We start from the raw sequence: 13,860 nt of genomic DNA, 5'->3' as shown, positions 1-13,860 counted from the left end.
CCGATCAAAGTCGGCGTCTTCCCGCTGCTGAAGAACCGCCCTGAAATCGTCGCCAAAGCCCGTGAAGTCTATGCCTTGCTGAAGAAGCACATGAACTGCTTCTACGACGAGACCGCCAGCATCGGCCGCCGCTACGCCCGCCAGGACGAAGTCGGCACGCCCTTCGGCATCACCATCGACTTCGACACCCTCGGCGAAAAAGGCCCCGAACTCCTCGACACCGTCACCCTCCGCCACCGCGACAGCGGCGAGCAGGAACGCGTGAAGATCAGCGACCTGCTCGGGAAGCTGCTGCCGTTGGTTTCGTAACGAAATGCGTCAGAGTTACGGCTGAGAGGAAGGTTCGCACCTTCCTCTACCGTGATTCTCTTTGCTTGAAGCGATTGGCGTGAGTCGTTAGAATCCACGTCATGAGCACTGTCCTCGAAATCGAAAAGGCCATCGAAACGCTCCCTCCTGAGGAGTTTGGCCAACTGCGTGAATGGTTCGCCGAGCGTGAAGCCACCTTGGCGGCCTCATCCAGCGTCTTCGCCCTTTACGATGCCGAGGAAGGGGAGGGCCAGCAGTGGGAAGATTGACGGCTCTGCGCGGCGAGATCTGGCTGATCGACCTGGGCATGGTGCAAAAGACACGTCCTGTCCTGATCCTCAGCGTCGCCTACAAAGACGAGGAGCGAGCTTTGGTCAGTTATGTCGCCAGGACCACAAGCACACGCGGCACCGAATACGAAGTGCCTCACCAAGCTTCCAAATTTCTTGCCGGAGCTTTTGACGTTCAGTCCATCGGCACCGTGCCCGATGTGCAGCTGATTCGTCGGCTTACCGTGTGTGATGCTGCTACGCTGGAGAAGGTCGAGGCTGCACTGAAAGTCTGGTTGGGGTTGCGTTGAAGGTCAGCGAGATGATGTCGCATCAATAAGTCCCTGATCTCGCCACCCCATGCTCGACTGGAACAACCGCAGAAATAACATCAGCGCTGTCATGAAGCCAAGGTGGGTATAACCCGGCAGCGACTGGAGTTCCGCGACAGTCATCAAGGTCACTGCGAAGTTCGGCGTGCGACTCCCCTGAAGCATGGTGAAACCACGACGCTCGCCCATAGACTCTACGAACAGTTTCTGTTACACAATACTCCGCCCCATCGGGAATGCTTTTGAGGCAAGTGGCGATGAAATCATCATCGACAACTCCACGAATCGGAAGCTGTGGTTGGCGAAACACAATGACACACGTTAGATGCGGCAACTGGCTTAATCTCATGGCGAAATCCTGAATACGGGAAAAGAACTCATACTCCCGATTACCTCCCGCGTGCGAGTAACGAATGAGCGCAAGAAGTTCGTCCTGGCTGCGAAACCACGATTCCACCGTACTTTGAAACTGAGGGTCGGTTGTTGGCGCGTAGCTCATGCTCGTGAAGTTGATAATCTTAGATGTCTGCTAGTAGTGCCTCTTCATTCAACACCGCACCAAACAATACCCGAAGTCCATCTCCCATCCGCGTTCCGTCTTCGTCACGGGGATGCCGGGGGCGAGGTGGTAGAGGAGGCGGCGGCCGTCGTCGGGGTTCTCGGCGGTGATGACGAGACCCGCACCGCGCAGGGCGACGAGGTGCTTGAGGGTGGCATCGAGTTTCTTGCTGACATTGCTGGCGAGGACGGTGGCGGTGAGGCCTTTGCCGTGGGCGAGGATCTGGAGGAGCCTCCGGCGGGTGGGATCGCCGAGCGCGGCATAGACGGTGTCGGCGGGGATGACCTGCGGCGGTGGAGCAGGGATGGTGGGTGGGGCTGCCGGTGTGCTCATGGACTCAGTTTGCCAGGAAACCGAGCCTCCTGACAAGCAGGAAGACTCCGCAATCGAGATGTCGGAGCCTCCCGACAAGCGTGCGGACTCCGCAATCGAGATGTCGGAGTCTCCCAACAAGCGTGCGGACTCCGCTATCGAGGTGCCGGAGCCTCCCGACAAGCGTGCGGACTCCGCTATCGAGGTGCCGGAGCCTCCCGACAAGCGTGCGGACTCCGCTATCGAGGTGCCGGAGTCTCCTGACAAGCAGCACGGCTCCGCAATCGAGGTGCTGGAGTCTCCTGACAAGCAGCACGGCTCCGCAATCGAGGCACCGGAGTCTCCCAACAAGCGGGACGACTCCGTATTCGGGCGGCTGGAGAAGGGCTTTCTGCCCAGGGATATCTCAGTCAAGCCTGGGCCTGCTCCAAACGCAGCTGCAGGGACAGGAGTTTGGCGCGGGTGGGGCCGATTTGGGGGGCGGCGGGCTTGGTCAGGTCGGGCATGAGGGCGAAGCCGATGCCCTGACTGAGATGGGGGATGATCTTGAGGTGATGCGTTCCGCCACAGTCTCAATCAACTGCTCCAAGCTTCCCGCCGCGACGACAGCGATGGTCTCTTGGTAGATGCCGGTGTCGTAAAGCTCGCGGGGTGGGAGATAGCTGGCTCCCCAGTCGGCGGCGATGGTGGCGATGAGGATGATTTGGTCGGGGAAGCGGCGGCGGAGTTCGGTTTGGAGGAGGGAGTAGCTTTCGCCTTGGACGCCGAGCCAGAGGGCGTCGCCGAGGTGCCAGAGGACGACTTGGAGAGGATAGGCATCGCCTCGCGGGAGCTGGCGGAGGCGATGGAGGAGGCGGGTTTTGCGTTCGGCCATGGCACGGCAGTCGGCGGCGCGGGTTTCATCGCCTGCGCTGCGGGCAGCGGCTTCGTCGGCCTTGAATTGATCGAGTTCGGCCTGGGTTTGCTCGGCGGTGGGCTGGCCAGGACGATAGCGCAGAGGCTCGTGCCAGCGTTGGAGCTGCCAGGTGGCTTTTTCGGCGAGATCGATGCATTGATGCTTCCACGAGCCGAGTGTGGCACCGGAGACGACGGGGCCGGCATACACAAAGGTCGTCCCAGCGGCGGGAAGGGCGGTGAGGGCCGACAACGCGGCGTAACCGAGTTCGCGGCCGTTTCGATCTGCCACGGCGGTGTCGCCGACGAAGCCTTCGCGTGGGCCGAGTTCGCCGCTGGCACCTTGAAGGAAGAGGCAGGGAGCGCTGGTGTCGCGTTCGACGAGTTCACGCATCGCGCCGATGTAGTCGGGGCTGATGAGCGTGTTTTCCCACGCGAGCGTGGTGGGATGGCAGGCGTAGTTCACGATGCTGGCGAGCATCTTGCCATCGTCATTGGTCACGCGAGCGACGATGATGGTGTCGTCGGCAGGCACGCCGGGATTGTGACCGCACACGAACTGCTTCCCGTCCCAAAAATCGCGATGTGCGGCCAGCGAGCACTTGCCACGGCCATACACGATGCCTGCGGGCTGAAGCGAGGCGATGGCATCGCGGATCAAAGCGCCCGCTTTTTCGCCGAGTGAAAGCAAATACGGCGGAATGAGCTCTCCACCGGGCAGATTTGCCCGATCCAAGCCCATCAAGCCCGCGCCGTGCGTGTGCGAGAAGACGACGAGAATTTCCTCCTTCGCCACACCGCCGATCTCCGCGGCCTGCGCGACGAGATTCGCATGCTCCGTGGCTCCCATCACACAATGATCGAGCGCGAGCAGGATTTGCCGTTCGTTGCCTTCCATCGGTGCAAAGACGGTCACGGTGGCTCGCAGTGGTCGGTGGATGCCGGTGGCCCGTTCATGCTTCGCTGCGCCCCACATGCGGTGGTAGATGTCGGCAGGCGGTGTGATGTCGCACCACTTCAAAGCGAAACGACAGCGGCTTTGCGGCGTGGGGTCTTCGGTGCGGGAAGGCTGGGGCATGGGAGATGAAAGGGAATGAACGCGGACAACTTTCAGGCTTCGCGAACACAGAGCGGTTGTGTTCGCAGCCCTGCCCGCCATACTCGGCGCGCCTCCCCCTGCATGAGTACCGCCCAGATGCCGAGACCTTTGATTCAGCGCCCGCCGGAACCCGTCGGGCCGGTGGCGAAGGCGCTGAATTGGTGGGCCAAGTTTTTCGGGCACCCCCAGGATGGCGTGCAACTCACGGCGACGCGCGATGCGATGCTGCCGGTGTTGATCGAGGTCTTCGCAGGCTTTTCCAAACTCGATGGAGATGTGGAGGAGGAGGAAATCGAGCGTTCGCTGGGTTACCTGCGCTACGATTACTCGGGCGCGATGTACTCGGACATGCGGCGGCTTTACTTTGAGGCGCTGCAGCAGCCTCAGGACCTGGGCGAGCGGGCGAAGGATCTGAGCGGCCAGCTCCAGATGGATCAAAAGATCCTGCTGTGCGTGCAGCTATATCTGCTGATCTCGCAGTCGGTGTCGAACCAGCGGCAGTTGGTGGAGTACTATCTCTTCATGACGAATCTGGGCATCGCGGCCCAGGCGATCGACATCGTGTATCAGCTGAATGCGGGAGATCATTCTCCTGAGGAGTTTGTGACGAAGAGCGGCCAGCCTTTGGAGACGCTGGAGATCGGATCGCATGAGACAAACTCCGTGGTGTTGCGCTCGCTGACCAAGGGCTGTGTGATCACGGCTTTCCGGTATCAGAATCTGGTCTTGATCAAGAACACAGGACAGGTGCCGATCCTCGTGCGGAGCCGACGTCTGCCGCCGGGAGATTTCTCGCGTCTGTATCCTGGAGAGCGTGTGGTGCTGGAGGATGTGACGCTGGATTTTAATGACCTGACGTCCTACTTCAATGCGAAGAAGACGCTCACAGGCGCGCAGCTCTACCTCATCCTGACGGAGACGGGTGATGCCGAGATCTCCTCCCAGCGGACTCGTGGAACGAATCTGCGGCTGAGCTTTGGCCTGGGAGTGACGGTGGAGGCGCTGCGCAATACGAGCGCGACTATTAATGGCGTCGTGCTGCGTGAAGGCACGCGTGTGGAGGCATCCATCGAGGACAAGATCATCGCGCATGGTGAGATCGAGATCGCGCTGCGAGATCTGCGTGTGCGGGCGCAGGAGTTTGGCGGGCAGTTCAGACTGGAAGGCAGCCGCAATACTTACCTCGTCTCAAACAAGCCTGAGTTGCTGGAAGAAGGTGACATTTTGCTCAGCGAAGACACGGAGGGAGAGATCCTGCTGCGCATCGAGTGCAACTACGCGCAGAAGACCGGCTCGGTGGAGGTGCTGCGATCCTCACGGCCCATTTTCATCGGCGAGATTCCTGTGAGGGATCGCATCTCACTGGATGACGGGGCGACGATCACGCTGGGCGAGGGGCAGTATCTGCGCTGCCACTTCAGCGACCGCATCATCGAGGAGGAAAAGAACGTCATCCGCCAGATGGAGGTGCGTGAGCTGTCGCATCGCTTCGACAGCAAAGACACAGCGCTGGATGGCATCAGCCTGATCGCGCGGCGTGGTGAGATGATCTGTGTCATGGGGCCGAGTGGTTGCGGGAAAAGCACGCTGCTGCGGGTGCTCGCGGGCCAGCTCAAAACACGCGGCGGCGAGGTGCTCATGAATGGGCTCTCGCTGTATGGCAACCGGCCGAATCTCACGCCCTACATCGCCTACATTCCGCAGGAGGATGCCTTTGATCCGCTGCTGAAGGTGCAGGAGAACCTGGATTTTTCCGTGGCCATCCGCTGCCCACATTTAAAGGAAGAAGAGCGCCGGAAACGTGTGGAGGCGAAGCTGGCGGAACTCGGTCTGGCGGACATGCGCAAGCGTCTGGCGGGCACACCGGAGCAGAAGTTTCTCTCAGGCGGTGAGCGCAAGCGTCTGAACGCGGGGCTGGACATGATCGGCATCTCGGATGTGTACCTTTTTGATGAACCGACCTCGGGTCTGTCGTCAAAGGACAGCGAGCATGTGCTGGAGATCATCCGCAGTCTGGCGCGCAACAAGATCGTGATGGTGTCCATCCATCAGCCGAGCATGAGGTTGCTCCAGACCTTCGATAAAGCGCTGCTGCTGGATAAAGGCGGCAAGATGGCCTACTTCGGGACGCCGCAGGGTTTGCTGGAATACTTCTGGAAGGCCTACAATGACGAGACTGGCCAGCGTGAAGCGGAGATGCCGGGGAACATTACACCGGACTTTGTCTTCGACGTGCTGGAGACGCCGCTGCGTGACATCAGCGGGGATATCATCCAGGAGCGCAGTGCCGATGGGCACATGGTGGCGGCGCGGCGCTTCCCGCCGAACTTCTGGCGCGACCGCTATCAAAGTCATCTGCTGCTGGAGAGCATGGCCAAGGTGCAGGCCATGCCGGGCGCGACGAATGTGATTTCGCGTCCGCGTGAGGATTCCCACAGCACGGCACGCTCCCGCACGGTGCCGAAGCAGCCGACGCACACGCTGCGGGAAGAGAGCATTCTCTTCTACACGAACTTGAAGCGTGCCTTCCTCTCGAAGCTGAGGAACCGCACGAATCTGCTCACGACACTGCTTGAAGCGCCTCTGCTGGCCTTCCTGATTTCTGGCGTACTGAAATACAGCGAGGAGGAGAACTACACCTTTGCCACGGCCTTCCATGTGCCGACCTACCTCTTCATGAGTCTGGTCGTGGCGATGTTTCTGGGTCTGACGAACAGCGCGGACGAGATCATCCGTGACCGGCATCTGCTGAATCGGGAGCGCAATCACAACCTGCGCACCTTTTATTACCTGTGCGGGAAGGTGATCTCGCTGAGTGCCTTCGCGCTCGTGCAGTGCTTCATTTATCTGATCATCGGCAACGGTCTGCTGGAGATCCGGGACATGTTCTGGGTTCACCTCTGGTGGATGTTTATCACGGCACTCACAGGCGCTTGCATGGGGCTGCTGATCTCGACCGTGGTGGGGGACAATCGCACGGCCATCAACGCGATCCCGCTGCTGCTCATCCCGCAGATCATCCTCGGCGGGGCGCTGATCAAGTATGAGGAGATGAACAAGAATCTCGACTTCGTCTATTCGGTGACACGCTGGATGGAACGCGCCGGCATGACGGAGGAGAGTGAGCCGAGCAAGCTGAAGGTGCCCTTCATCTGTCAGTTCATGCCGCTGCGCTGGAGTTATGAGGCGATGCTTATCTCACAGGCGAAATTGAATCCGCTCACGGCTGCACAGGATCAATTGGAGGCGCGTATTCAGGAACTCGTGGATCTGCCAGCAGACATCAAAATGACCAAGGATCAGCAGCGTGACCTCGACACGGCGAAGCAGGCGCTGGCGGTGGTGTCCGGGCTTTATGCCAGGAATGCCGATGAGGCGGTGGGACTGCTCAATGAAGTGCGCAATGCCACCATCCACGGTCAGCTCGATGCGAAACTGCTGAAGCGTGCACTGGAGCAGCAGGACGGCGTGAGCGCCGAGGAGGTGTATGTGAACCGGAAGGTGCTGGATCTCGTGACGAAAGCCGAGATGGAGCGTGAGGACTACCGCAGGAAGCGGAGTCCGAATGTTTTCTTCGGCACGAGCAAGCGCTACTTTGGCACGGAGTTCAGCACGCTGTGGATCAACGGCCTCGTGATGCTTTTCATCATGGCGCTGATCCTCACTGGTGTGCAGTTGGCTCTCAGGCGGCAATTGACGAAGGTGTGATCAAGGCGGCGACATCTTCAGCGAGGTAGCGGCGGGAGACCTCGACGTACTTCATGGCGAGTTGTTTGTTTGCCGCCTGCTCTTCGGGGCTGAGAGCGCGCACGACTTTCGCGGGTGATCCCATGACGAGAGAGCCTTCGGGCACCTCCATGTTCTTCGTCACGAGGGCACCTGCGGCGATGGTGCTGCGGGCACCGATGACGGCTCCATCAAGGATGATGGCTCCCATGCCGACGAGCACCTCATCTCCCACGGTGCAGGCATGGACGATGGCGCGATGACCGACGGTGACTCGATCTCCGAGAATGCAGGCGTGATCGTCGCTGACATGAAGCACGGAGCCGTCTTGGACGTTGGATTGTGCACCGACGACGATGCGGTTGATGTCTCCGCGCAGCACACTACCGAACCAAACACTCGACTCTTCCCCCAACTCCACCGCGCCGAGCACGACGGCTCCGGGAGCGATGAAAGCGGACCTCGGAACGAATGGGCGAATGGCGGGAATCAAGAACTTTTTAAGAGAAGGTGCGCTCATAAATCCGCGTGGATGCTGGGTTGGCGGTGATTTTTGTGTTTGACGGAAAAGGATCGAAGCCGCTAAATCGCCGCTGAAACCGCGACAATTTAGCGGAAACTCCACGAACACATTAGCAACCAACAATCGGACAACAACATGAACAAAGCTCAACTCCTCGAACTGGTGCAGAAGAACCTCGGTGGTGACACCAGCAAGCGCGCCACTGCCGATGCTCTCGAAGCCGTGCTCGAAGCAATCGCCAAAGGCGTGAAGAAAGATGGCAATGTGCAGCTCATCGGCTTCGGCACCTTCAAGGTCGCCAAGCGCGCTGCCCGCACCGGACGCAATCCGAAGACTGGCGCTGCGATGAAGATCAAAGCCTCGAAGACCGTGCGCTTTGTCGCCTCATCCTCCCTGAAGGGCTCCCTGTAATTCAGGGCCTTCCAGTTGGAATAATCAACCCCGCAGTGCCCGTGACCTGCGGGGTTTTTTATGCCCTAGTTTAAGAGCATCAAGGTGCCAGCGCCGCACGCTGGAGCAACTCAACGCCATAGTCGGCGGCAGGAATCCAGAGATCAAGCGTGGGGGTGAATGCGGCGCGGTCCACACGCAGCCAGAGATTGGTGGGGGTGTCATAGGAGGCCACGGCGGTGAGCGCACCCGTGCTGAGATGGATGGAGGCGACTTCGAGATTGCCGTAGCTGCTGGCGAGGAGGTGACCGCCGGCCACATTCAGCAGCGCCGGGGTTTCGGTGGTGGTCCAACTATTGATCTGCGCGAGTCGGCCGGTAGTTGTATTGTAACCAATGCCGACGACGCCAACGGTGCCTGCCTCTCGTGCCAGATACAGGCGCACGCCATCCGTGGCGGTCGCGCTGTAAAAGGGGGTGGCGGTGATGTAGCTGTCGAGCTGCCAGGCACTGACGCCATCATAGCCGCTGGCCTGGATGACGCGGGTGGCTGGGCCGTTGGTGCTGATTTGCTGGTCGCTGTTGGTGAGGATCACCGCGCCCTGTGCATCCGCTTGGGCGATACTGAGAAGCTGGCCAGGGATGGAAACCGGATCACGCAACACTGGGCTGTTTGTGCGCCAGTCGATCACCTGGAGCCAAGAGGCTAAGCGCGTCGTGTAGGGATAAGGGAAATAGGGGAGGATCGCAATGCTGGTGCTTGCCAGTAAACTTTTTTGAGGTTTGGGAAGCACTTCCTGCACAGCGGTGTCGTAGCTCAGGAAGATAAAACCACTCTGAGTGAAGGCCGTGCTCGTGCCGCGCACCGTGCCATTCACGCGGACGACTTGTGGGGTGTCTGCAATGAGTCCAGCAGCGTCGAGTGAGACTGGGCATAGAACGGCGGCGGGTGAGCCGAGACTTACTGTTGGTGGAACGACTACAATCGGGGAGCTGGCAGCTGCTACTGATGGAGGTGGACTCACGACTGCAGCATTGGTCACTGCGATTTTCGTTGGAGCTATATTGAAGACGGGCAGGACCGTAAAGATCGGGCCCCACCACCAGTAATAATTCTGATTGACCGGGAGGTGCCAGACGAGCTTTTGATCACCGACCCAGAGTGGTTTCACGCTATCAAGCTTGAGTTCCCAGGAGTTCAAGCCCGTGATGTCGTGCTCCACACGGCCAGATTCAGTGATGACGGGCGATGTGCTGCCGAGGTCGAGAGCTAAAGTGCGGAGGCTTTGTGGTTGCTTGTCTGCGGCTGGAATCCACTGGGCGAGAAATAGCTGATCGTCCTTCTGTGTCTGCCCGACGATCTGACCGGACCCGAGATCAATGATCTGCTCCAGGGCATCTGGGTCAGCGGCGGAAGTAATCCGGAGTTTTGCGTTACCGCTGGTTGTTGCGATTGGGGACAAGCGGAAGATCATGCCGCCATTCCAGAGACCTGAATTTCCATCTTCGATCTGCACCAGATGGCCACCGACAGGGATGACGCGATCGGTGCGCCATGCCAGAGGAAGCTGAATCACAGGGGCTCCACTGGCCGTTGGGTCCGTGCTGTGGACGAGGAGTTCCTGGCCTGAGATGGTGACGAAGTGACCTGCGATGAAGCTGCCGCGCCGTGGGTTGAAGTTGTGCTCGATGGTAGCACCGGCGGTCAGTGTGTCTGCGCCAACATTGACGACCTGGATGGCCTTCTGCTGGCCGCCTGAGTTCCAGTCCCAAGTCTGGAAAGGCACCATAACCACGCCCTGATCCGGCAGATACTCGACCGCCTTTTCATCGTAGTTTGCCTCGCTCCAACTGTGCCCGCCCTCGGGTCCGAGCGCCAGGCGTGAGAGCAAGGTGGGAGCAGTGACATCGGCCACATCAAACAGGGAGACGGTGACGCGGCCGCTTTCGACTCCAACGGCGAGGAGTTGATCGCCGAGGGGTTCGAGGTAAGTGCTCCAGCCGGGGACTTCGAGCACGCCGGAAAGAACTGGCGCGGCGGGATCTGCGAGATCCACAATGAAAAGGGGATCGATCTGGAGGAATGTCACCACGTAGAGGCGATCACCGTCAAAGCGGGTAGCATAGAGGCTTTCTCCACGCGCGCCTTCGAGTTCCAGCGCAGCGAGCGGGGTGATGGTGCTGCCTGCGATGGGGAAGGTTTCGACCCAGGTCTGTCGGTCATTCCAGTTCCGCCAATCAAGTGAGACGGCGACGACGGCATCTCCGACGATGCTGATTTTGAATTTATCCTGAATCTGGCCGCGCGGGGTAAAGGTCTTCACGAGGGCAGGTGCCGCCGTGATATCGATAAGGTGAAGAGCGCGCTGCTGGGTCGCATAGTTGCTGAGGTAATTCTGCGTGCCGATGAGCAAATGCCCGCCAGCGGCCTGGAGAACGGCGCTGTAAGCAGGAAAACGAAGTGTGCCGAGCTTGGTCGCTACGCTGAGATCAGCGAGGTCGATACTGGTGAGCACAGCTTCACTGCTCCAGTTCTGATTGTTCGCGCCAGGAGACCAGACACTGCACAGCACGTGCAGCGTGGTGCCGATGAGGCGGCTGTCGGTAATGGCTCCTTCCAGCGGCACTTCGCCAACGATGGCAGGCACGCCACCGGTAACGCGGATGAGCCAGATGGTGGCCGCGCCCTGACGGGCTTTGTCATTAGAGCGTCCGAGCAGCGCCACCTGAGTGCCCGCTTCATCGAGCAGGAACATCTGCTCTCCGCTCGCAGGCAGGCGCAGGCTACCAGTGCGCACGGGCTGCGTGGGATCACTTAGGTCCAGGATCTGCAGGCCACGGTATTGGTTAAAGAAATAGACCTGATCTCCCACGATCTGCCAAATATCAGACTCAACGACCTTCGCGGCTGTGGTGCCTCCCTTGGTGTCTGTGACGGCTGTTGAAGCCATCACATTGCCTGAGTTTACGGATGATTGCACAAGCCCCTGACCGCTGGTGAGATCCTTTCGATCAAAGGTGCGCATCCCGCGCTGGAAGCGCGCGGGGAATTTGGCATTTCGGTAGCCCTGCGCGCGCAGATTGGAGGCAGGGATGTCCGTCGCGAGTTTGAAGGTGACGATCCTCGTGGACCCAGGCAGCACACTCATCGTGGTCGTCGGGGGATAAGCCACTGAGAGCGGCTTCCAGCCTTCGCCGGCCTTTTGTTCCAGCACCACCTGCTGGATGCTACGGTCCACGGCCACGGTGACGATCTTCTTTTTCAACGCGAGGCGCAAAGTCACAGCAGGGGAGGTCGCGGTGGCGGGCTGCGCGGCGAGGTCAGGGGACAGGCTGGATGCCATCGTCAAAATGGCAAGGCAGGTGAGGAGACGTGAGGTCATGACTGGGGTTGGGTTGGAGAGATTACTGGAAAATAGTTCAGAGAGGCAAGGCTCTTGTTGATTTACCTGCCGACTAAGGGGCGGGTGGCGTGGTCGGTTGAGTCGTGGGCTGGACAGGGACGGCGATGACGGCAGCTTGGATGCCGTTGGCTTGGAAAGCCTGGACGCTTGCCTGGATGGCGAGATCCGAAGTGCTGCTGAGCGACATCATCCGCAGGGAGAATCCCGCAGCGTCCATGCTGCTGCCCGTAGCCAGAGTCGTCGTAACCGATCGAACTCCAGAAAGCTCGCTGACTTGTTGAGGTCCGACATTGACGCTGTCTCCAGTGACGGTGGCTGCGAGCAGTTCACCAGGCTCTGGTTGGGAAGGATCTGGAGTTAAAGAGGCTACCGGCTGGAAGCCTGCCTTCTCCGCACTCAGTTGGAACTGCTGCAACTCCTGCTGCGTCATTACACCTTCAGGCGGTGCGGACTCTTCAGGCACCACATAGAGGGCAAAGGTGGGCATCGGGATGCTTCCCAGGGCATCTCGTGAGTCCGTCATCTGTCGGAGCGCTTCCCATTGGCCGCGAGAGATGCTGGCGGAACCATCCTCCATCACGGCGAGGCCCACCAGTGTGGCATCCTCCCAGAGTGCAGCCACACGTCCTTCATCTTCGGCCATCGCTGTGCCCTCCGGTGTGAGGCGGCCTGCCAGCAGATCCCCGAGCGCACGCTTCTCAGTCACCTGGGGGAAGATGCCCTGCTGAAGGATGAGCGTGATGCTCGTGGCCTCCACCTGCACATCGCACCCGGCCAGAGCTGCCACGGCGCGCACGGCTTTGAGATAGGGGATCGTGGCGCTTTGAAAAGTCACCCGCCGCGCTGCTGCACCTGCGGGGACCGTTACACGCAGGGAGCTTAGCGGCAGAGTCTTCAGATAGTCCGCCTGCACGAGCTGCTGCTGCAGGGTCGCCAGGGCCTGGCTCAGGGGCACACGATCCAGCGCCACGCCGTTGAGGAAGAAGTCATCCAGACGCTCTGTCAGAGTCACTTCTGCCACCGGTGCAGCACCTTGCGTGACCGCCATATCGAGAGCCGGCGCGGGGGCGGGCTGAAACTTCGGCAAGGCAGGTGGCATCACAGGTGCCACGGGAACCTTCGGCATCACTTCTACCACCTTCGGCTCTTCTACAGACGCTGAAGGCCAGAGCATCGCGGTGATCAGCCCCATCACCACCAGCACAGCTGCGATGGCAAAACCGCGCATCGAAACCGACGGCTGCGGACGCGGCACCACGATCGTCTTCGTGCGTGGTGTGACGGCCAGGACCTTGCGTGCCTCGATCTCCACATCACGAGCCTTCACCGTGTCTGCAAGCAGGCCATCAAATCTGGAGATAGCGGCAAACTCTGCCGCGCATTCCGGAGACTCCGTGATGCAGCGCCAGAGCAGTTCCGCCTCCTCCTCCGTGGCGGTGTCATCCATCCAGCGGGAGGCGAGCTCGGCAAATTCAGGACTGTCAGCACGAAGAGTCATGATTCGTCCAGAGTGAGGCCGAGCCGACGCTGCACGCAGTCGCGGAGCTGGCGGCGGAGTCGGCTTAGGGTTTGATAAAGGGCATCCAGACTGAGTCCCGCGTCAGCGGCCATCGTCTCGATGCTATGATTCTGGTGATAACGCTCGCGGATGAAGCGTCCGCTGCGCTCCGGGAGCTGCTCCAGGCAATGATGCAGCGCCTTCTCACGGTCCGCCCAAGGAGCCTCCGCCTCATCCGCAGCGAATCCTGCGGAGAGCGCCTCTAGGGTTTCAGCCGTGCAGGACTCCGGTAGCTTTCCACGAAGGCGGCGGTCCTCCAGGATCTTGCGAATGGCGATACCCCGTGCCCAGGCACCGAAGGGCCGCGCAGGATCATAGAGGTCGAATTTCTTCCAAAGGATCATCGCCACCTCCTGAAACACATCTTCCCGAGTCACCACATCCCTCACTGCCGCGCCAATGAACGCCCTCAGATCCGCCTGCACAGGCAGGAAGTAGGGGAGAAATTGGTCGTGGCTTGGGTCAGACATGGCAGGGCTTCACTGT

At 60.1% G+C, this 13,860-nt stretch carries 12 protein-coding genes; 6 read left to right on the top strand and 6 right to left on the bottom strand.

Features of this window, described 5'->3' with window-relative positions:
* From AC6FTP_RS12765 to AC6FTP_RS12755, 3 genes are all read left to right on the top strand, one after another.
* The coding region (locus tag AC6FTP_RS12765) for a His/Gly/Thr/Pro-type tRNA ligase C-terminal domain-containing protein (RefSeq protein WP_497207302.1) at positions 1 to 309 on the top strand (309 nt) is incomplete at its 5' end.
* Positions 310 to 410: 101 nt separating this feature from the next.
* Complete coding sequence (locus tag AC6FTP_RS12760; protein ID WP_497207301.1) at positions 411 to 578, top strand: hypothetical protein; 168 nt, start codon at positions 411 to 413, stop codon at positions 576 to 578.
* Entirely contained in the window at positions 575 to 889 is a 315-nt protein-coding gene (locus tag AC6FTP_RS12755) for a type II toxin-antitoxin system PemK/MazF family toxin (RefSeq protein ID WP_497207300.1), read from the top strand. Before AC6FTP_RS12760 ends, AC6FTP_RS12755 begins: the two co-directional genes overlap by 4 nt.
* 568 nt (positions 890 to 1,457) lie before the next feature.
* Here the strand turns inward: AC6FTP_RS12755 and AC6FTP_RS12750 are convergent.
* Positions 1,458 to 1,802, bottom strand: coding sequence for an ArsR/SmtB family transcription factor (locus AC6FTP_RS12750; RefSeq protein ID WP_497207299.1), 345 nt, complete (start codon positions 1,800 to 1,802; stop codon positions 1,458 to 1,460).
* On the opposite strand from AC6FTP_RS12750, the gene AC6FTP_RS12745 reads away from it, so the two are divergent.
* The gene (locus tag AC6FTP_RS12745; protein ID WP_497207298.1) at positions 1,801 to 2,289 is read left to right on the top strand and encodes a hypothetical protein; all 489 of its coding nucleotides are present in this window, start codon (positions 1,801 to 1,803) and stop codon (positions 2,287 to 2,289) included. The two genes, AC6FTP_RS12750 and AC6FTP_RS12745, sit on opposite strands and share 2 nt — an antisense overlap.
* On the opposite strand, the gene AC6FTP_RS12740 is transcribed toward AC6FTP_RS12745, so the two are convergent.
* Complete coding sequence (locus AC6FTP_RS12740) at positions 2,275 to 3,753, bottom strand: neutral/alkaline non-lysosomal ceramidase N-terminal domain-containing protein (protein ID WP_497207297.1); 1,479 nt, start codon at positions 3,751 to 3,753, stop codon at positions 2,275 to 2,277. The two genes, AC6FTP_RS12745 and AC6FTP_RS12740, sit on opposite strands and share 15 nt — an antisense overlap.
* Before the next feature lie 102 nt (positions 3,754 to 3,855).
* On the opposite strand from AC6FTP_RS12740, the gene AC6FTP_RS12735 reads away from it, so the two are divergent.
* Positions 3,856 to 7,482: an ATP-binding cassette domain-containing protein gene (locus tag AC6FTP_RS12735; RefSeq protein WP_497207296.1), complete on the top strand. Its 3,627-nt coding sequence runs from the start codon at positions 3,856 to 3,858 to the stop codon at positions 7,480 to 7,482.
* Here the strand turns inward: AC6FTP_RS12735 and AC6FTP_RS12730 are convergent.
* The gene (locus AC6FTP_RS12730; RefSeq protein WP_497207295.1) at positions 7,457 to 8,020 is read right to left on the bottom strand and encodes a gamma carbonic anhydrase family protein; all 564 of its coding nucleotides are present in this window, start codon (positions 8,018 to 8,020) and stop codon (positions 7,457 to 7,459) included. The two genes, AC6FTP_RS12735 and AC6FTP_RS12730, sit on opposite strands and share 26 nt — an antisense overlap.
* 138 nt (positions 8,021 to 8,158) lie before the next feature.
* Here AC6FTP_RS12730 and AC6FTP_RS12725 point away from each other — a divergent pair, with 138 nt between their 5' ends.
* The gene (locus AC6FTP_RS12725; RefSeq protein WP_497200964.1) at positions 8,159 to 8,434 is read left to right on the top strand and encodes an HU family DNA-binding protein; all 276 of its coding nucleotides are present in this window, start codon (positions 8,159 to 8,161) and stop codon (positions 8,432 to 8,434) included.
* Positions 8,435 to 8,513: 79 nt separating this feature from the next.
* Here the strand turns inward: AC6FTP_RS12725 and AC6FTP_RS12720 are convergent, their stop codons facing one another.
* The 3 genes from AC6FTP_RS12720 to AC6FTP_RS12710 all read right to left on the bottom strand — a co-directional run bounded on the left by AC6FTP_RS12720 (position 8,514) and on the right by AC6FTP_RS12710 (position 13,844).
* Positions 8,514 to 11,795 (bottom strand): beta-propeller domain-containing protein, encoded by a 3,282-nt coding sequence (locus tag AC6FTP_RS12720; RefSeq protein ID WP_497207294.1) that lies wholly within the window; start codon positions 11,793 to 11,795, stop codon positions 8,514 to 8,516.
* A gap of 73 nt (positions 11,796 to 11,868) precedes the next feature.
* A complete protein-coding gene (locus AC6FTP_RS12715; protein ID WP_497207293.1) occupies positions 11,869 to 13,314 on the bottom strand; it encodes a hypothetical protein in 1,446 nt (481 codons plus the stop codon).
* Positions 13,311 to 13,844 (bottom strand): sigma-70 family RNA polymerase sigma factor, encoded by a 534-nt coding sequence (locus AC6FTP_RS12710; RefSeq protein WP_497200967.1) that lies wholly within the window; start codon positions 13,842 to 13,844, stop codon positions 13,311 to 13,313. Before AC6FTP_RS12710 ends, AC6FTP_RS12715 begins: the two co-directional genes overlap by 4 nt.
* Positions 13,845 to 13,860: the final 16 nt, after the last annotated feature.

Source organism: Prosthecobacter sp., assembly GCF_044378005.1.
Lineage (GTDB): Bacteria > Verrucomicrobiota > Verrucomicrobiia > Verrucomicrobiales > Verrucomicrobiaceae > Prosthecobacter.
The sequence above is the reverse complement of the archived record's forward strand: the minus strand, read 5'-3'. Positions and strand labels throughout refer to the sequence as shown.

Coding starts and splice junctions, on each gene's coding strand:
- AC6FTP_RS12740 (WP_497207297.1), bottom strand. CDS start 3,753: ATGCCCCAGCCTTCCCGCACCGAAGACCCCACGCCGCAAAGCCGCTGT.
- AC6FTP_RS12760 (WP_497207301.1), top strand. CDS start 411: ATGAGCACTGTCCTCGAAATCGAAAAGGCCATCGAAACGCTCCCTCCT.
- AC6FTP_RS12745 (WP_497207298.1), top strand. CDS start 1,801: ATGGACTCAGTTTGCCAGGAAACCGAGCCTCCTGACAAGCAGGAAGAC.
- AC6FTP_RS12735 (WP_497207296.1), top strand. CDS start 3,856: ATGAGTACCGCCCAGATGCCGAGACCTTTGATTCAGCGCCCGCCGGAA.
- AC6FTP_RS12715 (WP_497207293.1), bottom strand. CDS start 13,314: ATGACTCTTCGTGCTGACAGTCCTGAATTTGCCGAGCTCGCCTCCCGC.
- AC6FTP_RS12750 (WP_497207299.1), bottom strand. CDS start 1,802: ATGAGCACACCGGCAGCCCCACCCACCATCCCTGCTCCACCGCCGCAG.
- AC6FTP_RS12710 (WP_497200967.1), bottom strand. CDS start 13,844: ATGTCTGACCCAAGCCACGACCAATTTCTCCCCTACTTCCTGCCTGTG.
- AC6FTP_RS12725 (WP_497200964.1), top strand. CDS start 8,159: ATGAACAAAGCTCAACTCCTCGAACTGGTGCAGAAGAACCTCGGTGGT.
- AC6FTP_RS12720 (WP_497207294.1), bottom strand. CDS start 11,795: ATGACCTCACGTCTCCTCACCTGCCTTGCCATTTTGACGATGGCATCC.
- AC6FTP_RS12730 (WP_497207295.1), bottom strand. CDS start 8,020: ATGAGCGCACCTTCTCTTAAAAAGTTCTTGATTCCCGCCATTCGCCCA.